Origin of the sequence: Streptomyces alfalfae, from assembly GCF_004127445.1 — a bacterium.
GTDB lineage: Bacteria > Actinomycetota > Actinomycetes > Streptomycetales > Streptomycetaceae > Streptomyces > Streptomyces alfalfae.
On sequence record NZ_QEXM01000041.1, the window covers coordinates 224,619 to 240,611 of the forward strand.

14 protein-coding genes are annotated in these 15,993 nt (G+C 73.9%); 2 read left to right on the forward strand and 12 right to left on the reverse strand.

What is annotated here, in order from left to right:
- Positions 1-205: 205 nt before the first annotated feature.
- The 8 genes from DCW30_RS20535 to infC form a co-directional block, all read right to left on the reverse strand.
- Positions 206-1,288 carry a PP2C family protein-serine/threonine phosphatase gene (locus tag DCW30_RS20535; RefSeq protein WP_373569049.1) on the reverse strand — a complete coding sequence of 361 codons (1,083 nt, stop codon included), beginning with the start codon at positions 1,286-1,288 and terminating at the stop codon, positions 206-208.
- 275 nt (positions 1,289-1,563) lie between these two features.
- The gene (gene pheT, locus DCW30_RS20540) at positions 1,564-4,098 is read right to left on the reverse strand and encodes a phenylalanine--tRNA ligase subunit beta (RefSeq protein WP_076687061.1); all 2,535 of its coding nucleotides are present in this window, start codon (positions 4,096-4,098) and stop codon (positions 1,564-1,566) included.
- The gene (gene pheS, locus DCW30_RS20545; protein ID WP_076687060.1) at positions 4,098-5,231 is read right to left on the reverse strand and encodes a phenylalanine--tRNA ligase subunit alpha; all 1,134 of its coding nucleotides are present in this window, start codon (positions 5,229-5,231) and stop codon (positions 4,098-4,100) included. Before pheS ends, pheT begins: the two co-directional genes overlap by 1 nt.
- A 148-nt stretch (positions 5,232-5,379) precedes the next feature.
- Complete coding sequence (locus DCW30_RS20550) at positions 5,380-6,522, reverse strand: sensor histidine kinase (RefSeq protein WP_076687059.1); 1,143 nt, start codon at positions 6,520-6,522, stop codon at positions 5,380-5,382.
- A 151-nt stretch (positions 6,523-6,673) separates the two neighbouring features.
- A complete protein-coding gene (locus tag DCW30_RS20555) occupies positions 6,674-7,519 on the reverse strand; it encodes a TrmH family RNA methyltransferase (protein WP_062779371.1) in 846 nt (281 codons plus the stop codon).
- Positions 7,520-7,697: 178 nt separating this feature from the next.
- Entirely contained in the window at positions 7,698-8,084 is a 387-nt protein-coding gene (rplT, locus tag DCW30_RS20560) for a 50S ribosomal protein L20 (protein ID WP_062779369.1), read from the reverse strand.
- A 96-nt stretch (positions 8,085-8,180) separates the two neighbouring features.
- Positions 8,181-8,375 carry a 50S ribosomal protein L35 gene (rpmI, locus tag DCW30_RS20565; RefSeq protein ID WP_007829094.1) on the reverse strand — a complete coding sequence of 65 codons (195 nt, stop codon included), beginning with the start codon at positions 8,373-8,375 and terminating at the stop codon, positions 8,181-8,183.
- A gap of 107 nt (positions 8,376-8,482) precedes the next feature.
- Positions 8,483-9,145 (reverse strand): translation initiation factor IF-3, encoded by a 663-nt coding sequence (gene infC, locus DCW30_RS20570; RefSeq protein ID WP_198504946.1) that lies wholly within the window; start codon positions 9,143-9,145, stop codon positions 8,483-8,485.
- 393 nt (positions 9,146-9,538) lie between these two features.
- Here infC and DCW30_RS20580 point away from each other — a divergent pair, with 393 nt between their 5' ends.
- On the forward strand, positions 9,539-9,916 hold the full coding sequence (locus DCW30_RS20580) for a DUF1844 domain-containing protein (RefSeq protein WP_062779364.1): 378 nt from the start codon (positions 9,539-9,541) through the stop codon (positions 9,914-9,916).
- Positions 9,917-9,932: 16 nt separating this feature from the next.
- On the opposite strand, the gene DCW30_RS20585 is transcribed toward DCW30_RS20580, so the two are convergent.
- The 3 genes from DCW30_RS20585 to DCW30_RS20595 all read right to left on the reverse strand — a co-directional run bounded on the left by DCW30_RS20585 (position 9,933) and on the right by DCW30_RS20595 (position 13,206).
- Complete coding sequence (locus tag DCW30_RS20585) at positions 9,933-10,715, reverse strand: SseB family protein (protein WP_076687057.1); 783 nt, start codon at positions 10,713-10,715, stop codon at positions 9,933-9,935.
- 83 nt (positions 10,716-10,798) lie between these two features.
- A complete protein-coding gene (mycP, locus tag DCW30_RS20590) occupies positions 10,799-12,013 on the reverse strand; it encodes a type VII secretion-associated serine protease mycosin (protein ID WP_076687056.1) in 1,215 nt (404 codons plus the stop codon).
- On the reverse strand, positions 12,010-13,206 hold the full coding sequence (locus DCW30_RS20595; RefSeq protein ID WP_237283457.1) for a hypothetical protein: 1,197 nt from the start codon (positions 13,204-13,206) through the stop codon (positions 12,010-12,012). The genes mycP and DCW30_RS20595 overlap by 4 nt, the downstream gene beginning before the upstream one ends.
- Before the next feature lie 595 nt (positions 13,207-13,801).
- Here DCW30_RS20595 and DCW30_RS20605 point away from each other — a divergent pair.
- The gene (locus tag DCW30_RS20605) at positions 13,802-15,004 is read left to right on the forward strand and encodes an amino acid deaminase/aldolase (protein WP_076687055.1); all 1,203 of its coding nucleotides are present in this window, start codon (positions 13,802-13,804) and stop codon (positions 15,002-15,004) included.
- Positions 15,005-15,022: 18 nt separating this feature from the next.
- Here the strand turns inward: DCW30_RS20605 and DCW30_RS20610 are convergent, their stop codons facing one another.
- A complete protein-coding gene (locus DCW30_RS20610; RefSeq protein ID WP_103557524.1) occupies positions 15,023-15,979 on the reverse strand; it encodes a DUF2510 domain-containing protein in 957 nt (318 codons plus the stop codon).
- Positions 15,980-15,993: the final 14 nt, after the last annotated feature.

Below are 15,993 nucleotides of genomic sequence, written 5' to 3' on the forward strand. Positions count from 1 at the left end.
GCCCGCGTCCGGGGGGTGTGCGCTCTGCCGCATGCCGTGTGGGCTCGCTTGACTGAGGTGCCTCGTCAGTTGAGGAGGCCGGCCGGGCCGCCGGCTCCCCCCTCGTACAGTGCGGCGGCCCCCATGGGCGCCGTCCGTCCCGCCGTCTGCCCGACAACTCCATGGCGGGGCGGGCGGCGCGCGCCGTCTCCCCTCGCCCGACGGGTCACCGCAGGGTGCCGGCGTGCCGTCCGGGCTCCGGATGCTGCGCGGGCACCCTCGTGCGGTCGTTGCGCAGGGCGAGCAGCGTCACGTCGTCGCACGGCAACCGGCCGGTGTGCCGCAGGAGTTGGGCGTAGACCTCCTGCACGAGGCTCTGCGGGGTGAGCGGTCTGGCGCGGGCGGCCTCGGTGAGCTTCGCCCGCAGCGGGAAGAAGGCTCCCGCCGCGTCCCGCGCGTCCTCCATGCCGTCGGTGTGCAGGACGAGCGTCTCCCCCGGAAGCAGCCGGCCCGCGTAGAGCGCGGCCAGCTCGGCGGGGAGCGGGAAGGGGCCGAGCGGCGGCAGCGGATCGGCCTCCACGAGGGGCCGCGCGTGTCCGCTCAGCAGATGCGGCCAGGGGTGCCCGCAGTTGAGCACGGAGATCTCGCCGTCCTTGCCGATCTCCATGAGCAGTACGGTGACGAAGTCCTCGGCAGGCGGGACCTCCGGCGCGGGGCCGCCGCTCGCGGGATGCTCGGCGCGTGCCTTCTCCCTGAGATGGCGGCCGAGGGTCCGCTCCAGGCGCCGCATCACCAGCGGCAGCTCGGGTTCGTCGTGCGCGGCCTCGCGGAAGCTGCCGAGGACGGCGGCGACGGTGCCGATGGCGGCGAGGCCGTGGCCCCGGACGTCGCCCATGACGACGCGGACGCCGTGGTCGGTGGCGGCCACCTCGTACAGATCACCGCCGACCGTGGCGCCCCGGGACGCGGAGAGGCGGCCCGCGGCCAGGGCGAGCCCGGCGACGCGGGCCGGCAGCGGCCGGAGGAGGACGTTCTGCGCGGCGCCCGCGACCTCGCGCAGCTCCCGCAGTTCCCGCAGCAGCGCCCTGCGGACGTGCACGACGAGCCCGGTCCCGACGGCGAGGAAGACGGCGCTGCTGACGATCCGCGCCTCGAGACCGTCCTGCTGGGCGAGCGGACAGGCCAGTTTGTACGTGACGGCGACGGCGCCCCAGCCGGTCGGCAGGCCGAGGCCACGCACCCATCGCGGCCGTGACCGCCGGTCCTCGGTGAGCGGCCGGGCCACGGCGGTCTCGCCCGTGCGGCGCACCCTGCGGCGGATTCCCCGGCGCGCACCCTTCGCCCCGGCCCGGAGCAGTGCCCGGCAGGGAGACCCAGCCTTGATCCGCATCATGCCGACGCCCCCTCATCAGGACCGTGTACGGCGCGCAGGTAGGCCCCCACGGCCGGATCGATTCTGACCATCGGATGGGCCTATCGAGCCATAGTGCGTTCTGTAGTCACTCAAATGAGTGAGGGGCTTATCCGGCAGTGCGGATAAGCCCCTCTTAGCGCCTGGCGCGCGTCTCGCGGTGCGTGCGGTGGCTACGCTCCGCGCAGCACCGCGCCCGTGCGCTCGGCCGCCAGGGCGACGGCCGTGTCACGGGCCGCCGACGCCTCGTCGACGGTCAGCGTGCGGTCGGCCGCGCGGAAGCGCAGCGCGTACGCCAGCGACTTCTTGCCCGCGCCGAGCTGCTCGCCCTCGAAGACGTCGAACAGCCGGATGGACTCCAGGAGGTCGCCCGCGCCGTCGGTGAGGCAGCGCTCGACCACGGCGGCCGGCACGTCCTTGTCGACGACCAGCGCGACGTCCTGGGTGGCCACGGGGTAGGTGGAGATCCGCGGCGCCCGGAGCACGCCGTCGCCGGCCTGCTCCACCCGGTCCAGGTCCAGCTCCATCGCGCAGGTCCGCGCGGGCAGGCCGAGCGCCTTGACGACGCGCGGGTGCAGCTCACCGGCGTGGCCGACGCGGACGGCGGCGCCGTCGACGACGACCTGCAGCTCCGCGCAGCGGCCCGGGTGCCAGGGGCCGTACTGCCCCTGCTCCACGATGAGCTCGACGCCCGCCTCGTGGGCGACGGTACGCGCCGCCTCTACGGCGTCCGCCCAGTCCGCGGGGCGGCCCTTGCCCCACCAGCCGGCCTGCTCGCGGGCGCCCGCGAGGACGACGGCGGCGTGCCGGGGCTGGACGGGCAGCGCCTCGGTGAGGGAGGCGATCTCCTCGTCGGTGGGCCGCCGGTCGACGGGGAGCCGTCCCGCGACCTTCAGCTCCTCGCGGGGCAGGAAGACCAGCCCGGTCTCGAACAGGGCGAGGTCGTGGCTGCCCCGGCCGTCGTTGCGGCGGAGCGCGGAGAGCAGCCCCGGCAGCAGCGTCGTACGGAGGGCGGGCTCCTCGTCGGAGAGCGGGTTGGCCAGCTTCACGACGCGGCGCGCGGGGTCGTCCGCGGCCAGGCCGAGCTGGTCGAAGACGCCCTCGCCGATGAAGGGGTAGCTCAGCGCCTCCACGAAACCGGCCCCGGCCAGCGCGCGGCCGACCCTGCGGTGCAGCCGCTGCCGCTCGGTGAGGCCGCGGCCCGCGGGGGGCTTGGGCAGCGTGGAGGGCAGGTTCTCGTACCCCTCCAGGCGGATGACCTCTTCGGCGAGGTCGTTCGGCTCGGCGAGGTCGGGCCGCCAGGACGGCACGGTGACGGTCAGGTCGTCCTGCCCGTACACGTCGCAGCCGACCTGCTGGAGACGGCGTACGACGGTCTCCCTGCCGTAGACCACACCGGCGACCCTGTCGGGGTGGTCGGCGGGCATGGTGATCGTGCGCGGCGCGGTCGGCGCGATGACCTCGGTGACGCCCGCCTCGGCGGTGCCGCCCGCGAGCAGCACCAGCAGGTCGACGGTGCGCTGCGCGGCGGCCGACGCGGCCTGCGGGTCGACGCCGCGCTCGAAGCGCTTGGCGGCCTCGGAGCCCAGCTTGTGGCGGCGCGCGGTGCGGGCGACGGAGAGCGCCTCGAAGTGCGCGGCCTCGATGACGACGTCCGTGGTGGCGCCCTCGGAGTCGTGGTCGGCGATCTCGGTGTTGGCGCCGCCCATGACGCCCGCGAGGCCGATGGGCCCGCGGTCGTCGGTGATCACCAGGTCCTCGGCGTCGAGGACCCGCTTGACGCCGTCGAGCGTCGTGAACTTCTCGCCCTGCCCGGCCCGGCGCACGCCGATCGTCCCCTGGATCTGGGAGCGGTCGTACGTGTGCAGGGGCTGGCCCAGCTCCAGCATCACGTAGTTCGCGATGTCGACGGCGAGCGAGACGGGGCGCATGCCGGCCTTCTGCAGGCGCCGCTTGAGCCAGATCGGCGAGCGGGCCTCGGGCCGCAGGCCCGTGACCGTGCGCGCGGTGAAGCGGTCGCAGCCGATCGGGTCGTCGATCTTGACCGGGTAGCCGAAGGAGTTCGGCGCGGGGACGTCGAGGAGCGCCGGGTCGCGCAGCGGCAGCCCGTACGCGGTGGCGGTCTCGCGGGCGACGCCGCGCATCGACAGCGCGTACCCCCGGTCGGGGGTGACGGCGATGTCCAGGACCTCGTCGACGAGCTCGAGGAGCTCGATGGCGTCGGTGCCGGCCTCGTGCTCGGGCGGCAGCACGATGATGCCTCCCCCAGACTCCGTCCGGGGGGACCCCCAGCCGTCGTCGCCCATGCCCAGCTCCTCGCCGGAGCAGATCATGCCGTGCGAGGTCTTGCCGTACGTCTTGCGGGCGGCGATGGCGAAGTCGCCGGGCAGGACGGCGCCGGGCAGGACCACGACGACCTTGTCGCCGACGGCGAAGTTGCGGGCGCCGCAGACGATCTCCTGCGGCTCACCCGTGCCGTTGGCGGAGCCGACGTCGACGGTGCAGAAGCGGATGGGCTTCTTGAAGCCCTCCAGCTCCTCGATGGTGAGGACCTTGCCCACGACGAGCGGGCCCTTCAGGCCGGCGCCGAGCTGCTCGACGGTCTCGACCTCGAGGCCGACCTCGATCAGCTTGGCCTGCACGTCACGGCCGGTCTCGGTGGCGGGGAGGTCCACGTACTCCCGCAGCCAGGAAAGCGGGACCCGCATCAGATCTCCATCCCGAACGGCCGGGTGAACCGGACGTCACCCTCGACCATGTCTCGCATGTCTTCGACGTTGTGGCGGAACATCAGCATCCGTTCGATGCCGAACCCGAAGGCGAATCCGCTGTACTTCTGGGGGTCGACGCCGCAGGCGGTGAGCACCTTGGGGTTGACCATGCCGCAGCCGCCGAGCTCGATCCAGCCCTCGCTGCCGCAGGTGCGGCAGGGGCGGTCGGGGTTGCCCACGGACTCGCCGCGGCAGACGTAGCACACCATGTCCATCTCGGCGGACGGCTCGGTGAACGGGAAGTAGTTCGGCCGCAGCCGGGTCTTCATGTCAGCGCCGAAGAGCGCCTGGACCATGTGGTCGAGGGTGCCCTTGAGGTCGGCCATGGTGAGGCCCTCGTCGACGGCGAGCAGCTCGATCTGGTGGAAGACCGGGGTGTGCGTCGCGTCCAGCTCGTCCGTGCGGTACACACGGCCGGGGCAGACGATGTAGACCGGCGGCTCACGGCGTTCGAGCAGCGCGCGGGCCTGCACGGGCGAGGTGTGCGTACGCAGTACGACGCCGGACTCTCCCCCGGCGTCGGCGCCCTGGGGGCCCTGGACGAAGAAGGTGTCCTGCATCTGCCGGGCCGGGTGGTCGGGCGTGAAGTTCAGGGCGTCGAAGTTGAACCACTCCGCCTCGACCTCGGGGCCCTCGGCGACCTCGTAGCCCATGGCGACGAAGACGTCCGCGACACGCTCCATGAACGTGGTCAGCGGGTGGCGGGCGCCGGCCGGGGTGCGGTCGTGGGGCAGGGTGACGTCCACCGCCTCCTCGACCAGGACCCGGGCGTCCCGCTCGGCCTCGAGCTCGGCCTGGCGGGCGGCGAGCGCCTTGCTCACGGCGCCGCGGGCCATGCCCACGCGCTTGCCCGCCTCGGCCTTGGCCTGCGGGGGCAGCGCGCCGATCTCGCGGTTGGCGAGCGCCAGCGGCGAGGTGCCGCCGGTGTGCGCGACCTTGGCCTCCTGGAGCGCGTCGAGCGTGTCCGCGGCGGCGAAGGCGGCGAGCGCCTCGTCCCGCATGCGCTCGATCTCTTCAGGTTTCAGTGCCTCGACCTCAACAGGGTCGTACGACTTGTTCGGTGCCGACATCTCTTCCCGTGCTTCCGATTGGCTGGCGGATGGGTCCCCGTCAACAACTCGGAGACAAGCTGTCCCGGACATGGGGACACAAAGTGCCAACGACCGAGTCTAACGGGGGTGTGGTGAACGAATGAGCCCGCGGGCCGCTCGCGGCGTCCTACTGGAGATACGCCGGGGCCCCCACGGGCAACGTAAATCGGAACTGGGCGCCGCCGCCGGGCGCGCGGCCGACGGTGATCGTCCCGCCGTGCGCCTCCACGATGCCCTTCACGATATACAGCCCCAGTCCCGTGCCGCCGCGCTTGCTGCCCCGCCAGAAGCGGGTGAAGACGCGTCCCATCGACTCCTCCGGAATGCCGGGACCCTCGTCGCTCACGGTCACGGCGGTCTCGGCGCCGCCCCGCTCGCGCGGCGAGGAGGAGGGCGCCACCCCAATGGTGACGGTTCCCTCGCCGTGGCGCACCGCGTTTTCCAGCAGGTTGCTGAGCACCTGGTCGATCTTGTCGGGGTCCGCCCAGCAGTCGGGCAGCGGCTGCTGCACCCGGAGGAGGAAGCGGTCGGCGTCCTGGCCCGACGCGACGTGGGACTGGATGTGCCGCCCGACGGCCGCGCCGATGTCCACGGGCTGGCGGCGCAGCTCCAGGCGCCCGGAGTCGATGCGGGAGATGTCGAGGAGCTCGGCGATCAGCCGGGTGACGCGGTTCGCGTCGGCGTCGACGGTCTCCAGCATCAGCTTCTTCTGGTCGTCGGTGAACCGCTCCCACTTGGCGAGCAGCGTCGCCGTGAAACCCTTGACGGAGGTGAGGGGGGAGCGCAGCTCGTGGGCGACCGTGGCGATCAGCTCGGCGTGGCTGCGCTCGGTGCGGCGGCGGGCCTCGGTGTCCCGCAGCGAGACGACGACGCGGCGCACGGGTCCGGTGCGGTGGGTGCGCAGGTAGCGGGCGGAGACCAGGACCTCACGGCCGCCGGGGAGCAGCAGGTTCCGCTCGGGCTGGCCGACGCGGATGGCGAGGCCTCCGTAGGGATCGGTCAGCTGCCACCAGCGGCGGCCTTCGAGGTCCTCCAAAGGGAGCGCGCGTTCCAGGGGGGTGCCGATGGCCTCGTCGGCGCGGACGGCGGTGATGCGCGCCGCCGCCGCGTTGAAGCAGATGATCCGGCCCGTCTCGTCCGCCACGACGAGCCCGTCGGGCAGTTCGTCGGGGTCGAGGCCGAGGCCGCCGAGGTCACCGGAACCGTCGCGGTCCGCGCGGGCACGGACGACGTCCGGTGCTCCCGGTGCTCTGCTCGTGCCGACGCTCATTCCCCGTACTCCGCCTCTCGCACTTCCGGTGCGGATGCCTCCCTGCTCGGCGGCCTCCCTCTGTTCGAGCGGAACCGGAACATCCGAGCGGAACCGAGAACATGGGGGAGCGACCGCGGAGATGGGGATGGCCCCCGAGCCCGTCACACTACTAGCTCGATGTGACGGAGCGGCACCCTCCGGCGGCACGCTGTGCACGGGCGGACGCGTAGAGGCACACGGCGGCGGCCGTGGCGAGGTTGAGGCTCTCGGCCCTGCCGTGGATCGGCACGCGCACCACGGCGTCGGCGAGGGCACGGGTCTCCTCCGGCAGGCCCCAGGCCTCGTTGCCGAAGACCCAGGCGCTGGGGGTGCCCATGGCGCCCTTGTCGAGCTCCGTGTCGAGGTCGTCCTCGCCCGCGCCGTCGGCGGCGAGGATGCGCACGCCGGCGTCCTTGAGCCCCTGCACGGCCTGCTCGACGGGTACGCCGACGGCCACCGGGAGGTGGAACAGCGACCCGACGGAGGCCCGTACGCACTTGGGGTTGTACAGGTCCACGGAGGCGTCCGTGAGGATGACCGCCTCGGCGCCCGCCGCGTCGGCGCAGCGCAGCACGGTCCCCGCGTTGCCGGGGTCGCGTACGTGGGCGAGGACGGCGACGAGCTTCGGCCGCGCGGCGAGGATGCGCGCGAACGGGGTGTCGAGGAACCGGCAGACCCCGACGAGGCCCTGCGGGGTCACGGTGGTGGAGATGTCGGCGATGACGTCCTCGTCGGCGAGGTGGACGCGCGCTCCGGCGGCGCGGGCCTCCCCCACGATGTCGGCGTACCGCTCGGCGGCGTCGACGGTGGCGAACAGCTCGACGAGCGTCTCCGCGTGCCCCGCGGCCTCCCGCACGGCCTGCGGTCCCTCGGCGAGGAACAGCCGCTCCTTCCCCCGGAAGTTCCGCTTGGCCAGCCGCCGCGCGGCACTCACACGGGGCGACTTGGGAGAGATCAACTCAGGAGCGGCGGGCATGAACTCACCTTCGGGGATGTGGGGCCCCGTAAGGGGCGCGGGCAGGAGGGCCCCGTCAGGGGTGCGGGGAACTGCGCGACAAGCCCCCACCGGCCCGCGGGAAAAGACGGCGGACGCACCCGGACCCGCAAGCCACAGGGTGGCCTACGGGTCCGGGGGGCGCTCAGAGACGCACGGCTCAGGCGGCGGCCTTGGGCGCGTTGACGTCCGACGGCAGAGCCTTCTGCGCGACCTCGACCAGCGCGGCGAACGCGTTCTGGTCGTTGACGGCGAGCTCCGCGAGGATCTTGCGGTCCACCTCGATGTTGGCGGCCTTCAGACCCTGGATGAAGCGGTTGTAGGTGATGCCGTTGGCGCGGGCAGCGGCGTTGATGCGCTGGATCCACAGCTGACGGAAGTCGCCCTTGCGCTTCTTGCGGTCGTTGTAGTTGTAGACCAGGGAGTGGGTGACCTGCTCCTTGGCCTTGCGGTACAGGCGCGAACGCTGGCCGCGGTAGCCGCTGGCCTGCTCGAGGATCGCCCGACGCTTCTTGTGGGCGTTGACTGCCCGCTTGACGCGTGCCACTTGTTAACTCCTTGCAGCGGGGCCGTGGTTGGACTCACACGACCCGATATCGATTGGGTCCCGGTCAGAGCTCGGGCGCGCGGTGCGCGCCCCGGCTCACTTGCCGAGAAGCTTCTTGATCTTCTTGGCGTCGCCCGGGGCCATCTCGGCGTTGCCGGTGAGGCGACGCGTCAGACGGGACGACTTGTGCTCGAGCAGGTGGCGCTTGCCGGCGCGCTCGCGGAGCACCTTGCCGGAGCCGGTGACCTTGAAGCGCTTGCTGGCACCGCTGTGCGACTTGTTCTTCGGCATAGCGCCGTTCTCTCCTCGTCAGTGGCACTCCGATGCCCGGTCGTGAAACCGGGCATCCGGGAGCCATATGTGTCAGTTGGCGATCCCCTGGACTCGCGTCCGGGGGATCAGGCCTCGGCGGGAGCCTCGGCCGGGGCCTCGGCGGGAGCCTCGTCGTGCTCCTCACCCTCGGCGGAGTTCTGCGAGCGGCCCGGGTTGGCCTTCGCGTCCGCCTTACGGGCCGCCTGGGCCTCACGGGCCTCGGCCATCGCCTCGGTCTTCTTCTTGTGCGGACCGAGAACCATGATCATGTTTCGGCCGTCCTGCTTCGGGTTCGACTCGATGAACCCGAGGTCCTCGACGTCCGAAGCGAGACGCTGCAGCAGTCGGAAACCCAGCTCGGGGCGGGACTGCTCGCGACCACGGAACATGATCGTGATCTTGACCTTGTCGCCCTGCTTGAGGAACCGGACGACGTGACCCTTCTTGGTGTCATAGTCGTGCGGGTCGATCTTCGGCCGGAGCTTCATCTCCTTGATGACCGTGTGCGCCTGGTTCTTGCGCGCCTCACGGGCCTTCATGGCCGACTCGTACTTGAACTTCCCGTAGTCCATGAGCTTGCACACGGGCGGCCGGGCGGTCGCCGCGACCTCGACCAGGTCAAGGTCGTACTCCTGCGCGAGCTCCAGGGCCTTGGCAAGCGGAACAATTCCGACCTGCTCGCCGCTGGGGCCGACAAGTCGCACCTCGGGAACGCGAATCCGGTCGTTGATGCGGGGCTCGGCGCTGATGGATCCTCCTCGGTAGCACCACGCGACCGTCTGGCGGACAGCCGCGTTACGTCTGTTAACTCGACCAACCGCGCGGAGCCACAAAAAATGCCCCGACCGATCACTGAAGGGGCTCCATGTACTACCGGAGCACCTCCGCGGTGATCGCGGGGCGCACATCGGGCGACCCGAAGCCCTGGGGACTTCGGCCGCCTGACCGGTGACCCGCCGCTCCGGGGAGCGGTCAGGTGGGAGAACGGAGCCTCCACTTGTGGGCCGGATCCTCGTGCGTTGGCACACGGGTGTCCGGCCGGTCGTTACACAAGGTTAGCAGCTCCGCCGGGGTGGGGCGAACCCATGGGGCCCCAGCGCCCGGCGCGGGGTCCGCTCCCGCCGCGGCTTATCGTGTGGGACATGAGCGACACGACCCCCACCCCCGAGTCCCCCGCGGGTGACTCCCCCAGTTTCGACACCATGACCCGTGACATCGCGGACGTCCCGGCGGTCGAGGTGATCACCACGGTGGCGGTCCACCTGATGAGCGCCGCCGCCGTGAACCTCGGCCTCGCCGAGGGCGGCGAGGGCCACAAGGACCTCGACGAGGCCCGCAAGCTGATCCACTCCCTGGCCGGTCTGATGGACGCGAGCGCCACGGAGATCAGCTCCTTCCACGCGGCGCCGCTGCGGGACGGCCTGAAGTCCCTGCAGCTCGCCTTCCGCGAGGCGTCGATCGTGGCGGACGAGCCGGGCCAGGGCCCCGGCGAGAAGTACACGGGCCCGGTCTTCGGCTGAGCCGGGCTGCGCGGTCTCAGACCGTGCGTACGTAGAGGGGCTCGCCCGGTGGCGTCGCCTCGGCCGGCAGGAGTGCCAGGTCGAGGCCGCGCACCAGGCGGGCCCTCAGTGTTTCGTCGGCGGCGATGAGCCGCGCCACACGCCCGGCGGCCTCGGCCGGCTCGGCGGAGGCGTCGAGGACCAGCGCCAGGATGCCGTCGGACGAGCCGGGGCCGAGGTGGGCCCTGACCACCGCGGGCTCGGCGGCGACGGCCGCGCGCACGGCCTCGCGCACGGCGGGGTCGGCCAGCGGGTCCGCGTCGGCGCGGCCCTCGGCGAGGGCGAGCAGCGCCGTCCTGCCCAGTTCGTAGGGGACGGGGCCCGCGAGGTCGAGGACGATGGTGTCGGCCTGCTCGTGGGCGGCGGCCTGGAGCGCCTGGTGCAGGGGGACCGCGACCGGGCGGGCGGCCGGGTCCCACAGGGCGAGGGCCTCGGTGGAGGTGAAGGCGGGCAGGGCCTTGCGGTCGCCGGCCTTCAGGGTGGGCACCGCCATGTCGCTGGTCTTCTCACGGCGCAGGCCGCCCCCCCGTCTCCCACCGCCGCCCTCATGCGGAGCTTCGCTCCCCTCTTGCCCGTCCTCTTCGACCTCGCCGAGCACGGCGACGACGGGGACGAGGAGCCGTGCTCCCGCGAGGGCCTTCAGGACGGGCACGTGGGCCGTGCGGTCCTTCGACCAGGCGGCGAGCGCCGCGGCGAGCGCGGGGTCGGCCGACCCGTCGTCGTCGGAGAAACCGGGGTCGGGAATGTTCTTGTTCGCCACGGTCCGACCCTACAGAGGCCAGGCGGGGGCCGTGGCGGCAGGTGGGCCGGGCCGGGGCCCGCTCACACGGGCGGCGACCCGTGTCACAGGGGCGGCTTCGGGCCGCGCCCCGTCGGGGAGGGGCGGCGGCCTCGCCACAGGTGGACCGCCGCCGCGAGCAGGGCGACGCCGAGGACGCCCGCGACCGGGCCCACCCAGGCCGCGGGGTCGTCGTCGCGCCGGTGGGCGTCGGGGCCCCGGCCGAAGTACGTCTCCCCGTACGCCGCGGCCCGCAGCTTGTCCGGCGTGAGTTTCCCGGCGCGGGCGAGGGCCGCCGCGGGGTCGATGAGGCCGAAGCCGCGGGCGTCGTCACGGCCGCCGGGCGGGGCGTCGCGGGCGGTGTCCTCCAGGAGCCGCTTGATCTGCGCGGGCGCGAGGTCCGGGTGCTCGGCGCGGATCAGGGCGACCGCGCCGGAGACGAAGGCGGCGGCGGCGCTGGTGCCCCAGCCCTCGTAGTACTTGCGGTCGGGGTCGGCGATGACGATGTCGTCGCCCGGCGCGGCGACCGTGGCGTACCAGCGGCGGGTGGAGAAGGAGGCGCGGGCGCCCTGCTCGTCGACGGCCGTGGCGGCGATCACGCCGGGGTAGGCGGCCGGATAGGAGATGTGGTCGCCGCGTTCGCCCGCGTTGCCCGCGGAGGCGACGACGGCGATGCCCTTCTTCAGGGCGTACTGCACGGCGGCGTCCTCGGAGGGCTCGGGGTGGGCGGACCTGGAGTCGTCGCCGAGGGAGAGGTTGATGACGTCCGCGCCGTGGTCGGCGGCCCAGCGGATGCCGTCGGCGAGGGCGTTGCCACGGGTGTTGCGCGCCCTCTTGCGGGCGGGGTCGCCGTCCTCCAGGATCACGCGGACCGGCAGGATCTTCGCTTCCGGCGCGACGCCGAGCACGCCGTCGCCGCGGCCGACGCCGTGTCCGTGGCCCGCGATGATGCCCGCCATGGCGGTGCCGTGCCGGGCCCAGGGGCGGTCGCCGCGGGAGGCGCCGAAGCCGACCATGTCCTTGCCTTCGAGGACGTTGCCCGCGAGGTCCGGGTGCTGGTCGTCTATGCCGGTGTCCAGGACGGCGACGGTGACGCCGCCGCCCTTGGTGGTCTGCCAGACCTGGTCGGTGCGCATGGCGCCGAGGCCCCACTGCTGGACGCGGATGCCGTCGTCGGCGCGGGCGGTGGCCGCGGGGGCGAGCACCAGTGTGGCGGCGAGCGCGGTGACGAGGGCCCGCCGGGCGCGCCGTCGCCCCCGCCGGGGCCCGGTGATCCTCATGCGTCCTTCTCCGCGTCCGCGATCGTCTTGCGCAGGCCGCGCTCGACGCGGTCGGCGATGCCCTTGGCCTCGTGGCCGAGGCCCGACTGGGCGGGCGCGGAGTCGTTGCCGTTCATCGCCTCGGCGGCGGGCTCGGGGTTGGTGGCGGCCCTGCCGTCGGCGAAGCCGGACACGGCGTACGCGATGACGGGCGCGTCCGGCAGCACCGACAGCGTCCAGGCCGCGCGCTGGGCGTCGCCGAAGTCCTCGGCGAGCGTGCCGTCGGCGGCGTAGGTGCGGGGCATCAGGTCGGCGCGCCGGTCGAGCCCCTCCTCCGTGACGCGCTCGCGCAGCGCCCGCATGGCGTCGGCGTCCGCCTTGGCGAACATCAGTCCCACCGTGGTGACATGGCTGCGCGTGGCGTCGGCGTACGTGGCGCGCAGCAGCCGCAGGCAGCCCGCCGGGGCGAGGGCCTTGGCGAGCAGCGGGTCGAGGGCGGCCCGGCAGCCGCTGTCGGGGGCGACGGCGATGCGGGTCCAGGAGCGGTCGGCGCCGCCGGGGCCCGCGCCGCCGCCCTTGAGGGTGGGCGGGAAGAGCCGGTCCACGGGGACGCTGTGCCAGAGCGCGCCGGTGACCTCGTAGGCGCTGCGGTCGCTGCCGCTCGCCGCGGACTCGCCGGTCAGCCAACTGCCGGTCACCGCGCCGCCGATGAGGCCGAGCCCGACGACCGCGCAGGCCGCGGCGGCGGCCACGCGGGGGCGCGCCCAGGCGCCGACGCGGCGCTGCCGGGTGGTGGTGCCGTCGTACAGGGCGGGCGGCGCGAGCACGACGAAGGGGCGTCCCGCTCCCGGCCCCGGGGTCAGGTCGACGGCTCCGACGGCACGCCGGGCGGCGGTGGCGCGGGACCGGTCGCCGCGCGGGGGCGCGTCATCGGCGGCGGGCCGCGGGGCGGCGGTGGTCTCCTCGGGCGTCGGCACCTCGGTCTCGGCGGGGGTGACGGCCTCGGCGGACGGCTGCGGCGGCACGGCGGGGCGCGCCGACGCCTTGACGGCGTCACCGGTCGGCGCCTCCGGGGGCGCGTCGGGCAGCCGGGCCGACGCCGGGGGCGGCGGAGGCGGCGCCTCACGGGGCGTGCGGACGCGTTCGAAGGGAGCGAGGAGATCCTCTATGCGGGCGGCGCGATCGTCGCCGTCGTCCGGACCGTCGACGTCCACCGGACGAACGCCGACGACCGCCGGACGAGCGTCGGGAAAGCGCGCCGAGGGAACGGGGGGCGCCTCGGTGACCGCACCGACCTCACCCCCGCCCGCACCCCCAGCCGCGACGCCCGGACCCTCAACGGCCTGACGAGGAACCTCCACAACCACCGGACGAGCGTCGGGAAAACGCGCCGAGGGAACGGGGGGTGCCCCCGCGTCAGGGGTGGGTCCGGCCGGGGCGTCGGGCACCGGGGGGTGTGCCGCGTCGGCGGGGGTTTCCTCCGTGGGGCACGGGGCGTTCAGGAGCCAGTCCTCGTCCACCGGTGGGCGCACGTCGGGAAAGCGGGCCGACGGGGGCGGCGGGGGTTCCGGCGGGAGCGTCGGGAGGGGTGGCGTGGCGGGGGCCGGGGGGATCGGGGTGCGACGCGCCTCCGTGCTCATGCTCCCCCGTCTCCTCGCGCTCCGGTGCCGGAGCGCTCGGCCCGGCGAGGCTCCGTGCGCGTCACTCTACGGGCAGACGCGGGCCGCGCGGGAACCGGTTCGCGCCGCCGGGTGATCTGCCCGGATCCTCCCCCTACCCTCGGGTAATCGTGTCTGGCAGGCTTCGCCCATGACTGCCCTCGCCGCAGACCGGGCCCGCTACGACCGGGCCACCGCGCACCTCGACGCCCCCGTCGCGATCGTCGATCTGGAGGCGTTCGACGCCAACGCCGACGATCTGGTGCGCCGTGCCGGCGGCAAGCCGATCCGGGTCGCGAGCAAGTCCGTCCGCTGCCGGGCCCTGCTCGAACGGGTCCTGGCCCGCGACGGTTTCGCCGGGGTCATGTCGTTCACGCTCGCCGAGTCCCTGTGGCTGGCCCGCTCCGGCTTCGACGACGTGCTGCTCGCCTACCCCTCCGCCGACCGGTCCGGCTTCGCCGAACTCGCCGCCGACCCGAAGCTCGCCGCGAGGGTCAGCGTGATGGTCGACGACCCCGCCCAGCTCCGGCTGATCGACGAGGCGCGGGGCGGCGGGCGCGAGGAGATCCGGGTCTGCCTCGAACTGGACACCTCCCTGCGCGCCCTCGGCGGCCATGTGCGCGTCGGCGCCCTGCGCTCCCCGCTGCACTCGCCCGCGCAGGTCTCCGCCCTGGCCCGCGCCATCGCCCGGCGGCCCGGGTTCCGGCTCGTGGGCGTCATGGCGTACGAGGGTCATGTGGCCGGTGTCGGTGACGCGGTGGAGGGGCGGCCCGCGCGCTCCCGGGCGATCAGGCTGATGCAGGCGGCGGCCCGCAAGGAGCTGGCGGAGCGCAGGGCGCGGACCATCGCGGCGGTCCGCGAGGCCGCCGGTGACCTGGAGTTCGTGAACGGCGGCGGCACGGGCAGCGTGCAGCACACCGCGGCCGAGCGGGCGGTGACGGAGATCGCCGCCGGGTCGGGTCTCTACGTGCCGCGTCTCTTCGACAACTACACGTCCTTCCACGGGCGTCCGGCGGCGCTCTATGCCCAGCCCGTGGTGCGCAGGCCGGGACCGGGCGTCGTGACGGTGCTCGGCGGCGGCTACCCCGCGTCGGGGGTCGCGGGCCCGGACCGCTCGCCGGCGCCGTACCTGCCCGAGGGGCTGCGGTACGACCCGCAGGAGGGCGCGGGCGAGGTGCAGACCCCGCTGCGCGGACCGGCCGCGGACGATCTGCGGATCGGCGACAAGGTATGGTTCCGGCACGCCAAGGCCGGGGAGCTGTGCGAACGCTTCGCCACCCTGCGCCTGGTGGAGGGGGACACCGTCACGGCGAGCGTCCCGACCTACCGGGGCGAGGGGCACACCTTCCTCTGACGGCGCCTCGGCGCCCCGTCACGGCGCGGGCGTGACCCCGCTTCCCACACCGCCGCTCGACTCGCTGTCGTCCACGGACCGGATGCCGGCCGTGATCTCGTCCATGTCGGAGACGGGCGGGGCGCCGTCGGCCGCGCCGACGGCGAAGCGGACGATGATCATCGACTCGGAGCCGACACTGGAGGCGAACGCGAGGGACTGGACGTAGCCGCCCGGTCCCTTCGCCGTGTGGACGCGCCAGCGCACGTAGTAGCCCGCGCGGCCCGCGACCGCCACCTGGCCCGCCTTGACCTGCTCGTGGCCGGTCACGCCGCCGTAGGGCTGCCGGTCGAGCTTGTCCTTGTCGTAGGCGGCCTCCGCCGCGTCCTCGATGTCTCCGAGGGCGAGCGCCTTGGGGTCGGTCTCGTTCGTGCCGGTGGCGGTGTTCGAGGTGACCGTGCCGTGGCGGCAGAGGCCCGAGTCGCCGGGGCAGTCGACGATGTCGGGCGTCTGGATCGTCGCGCCGCCGCCGACGGTGTCGTCGTCCTTCTCCCAGCCCTTCGGCACGGGCAGCGTGATGCCGTTGAGGTCGTCGACCAGGGTGTCCGGGTCGGGGTCGGCGGTCGGGGACCGCGTCTCCTTCTCCGTGGGGGTCGGCGCGGGACCGGTCTCCGCCTCCGTGCTCGGCGCGGCCACGGCCCCGGGGCCGTCGTCGTCCTTGCCGAGGACGACGACGCCCGTGACGATCGACGCGACGAGCACGACTCCGGCGGCGGCCAGCGCGAGGATCTTCGCGCGGCCGCCGCCGGAGGACGCCGGCGCCATCACCGCCGTCGCGGCGGGGTCGGGCGCGGGGCCGAAGCCCTGCGCCGCCGGGGCCGCTTGGGGAACCTCGGGGGTACGCCGGTGCTCGGTCCACGCGGTCCCGTCCCACCAGCGCTCGACGGCGCTCTGGTGCGGGTCCGGGTACCAGCCGGGCGGAGGCGACATGCTCATCCCGGAACTGTAGG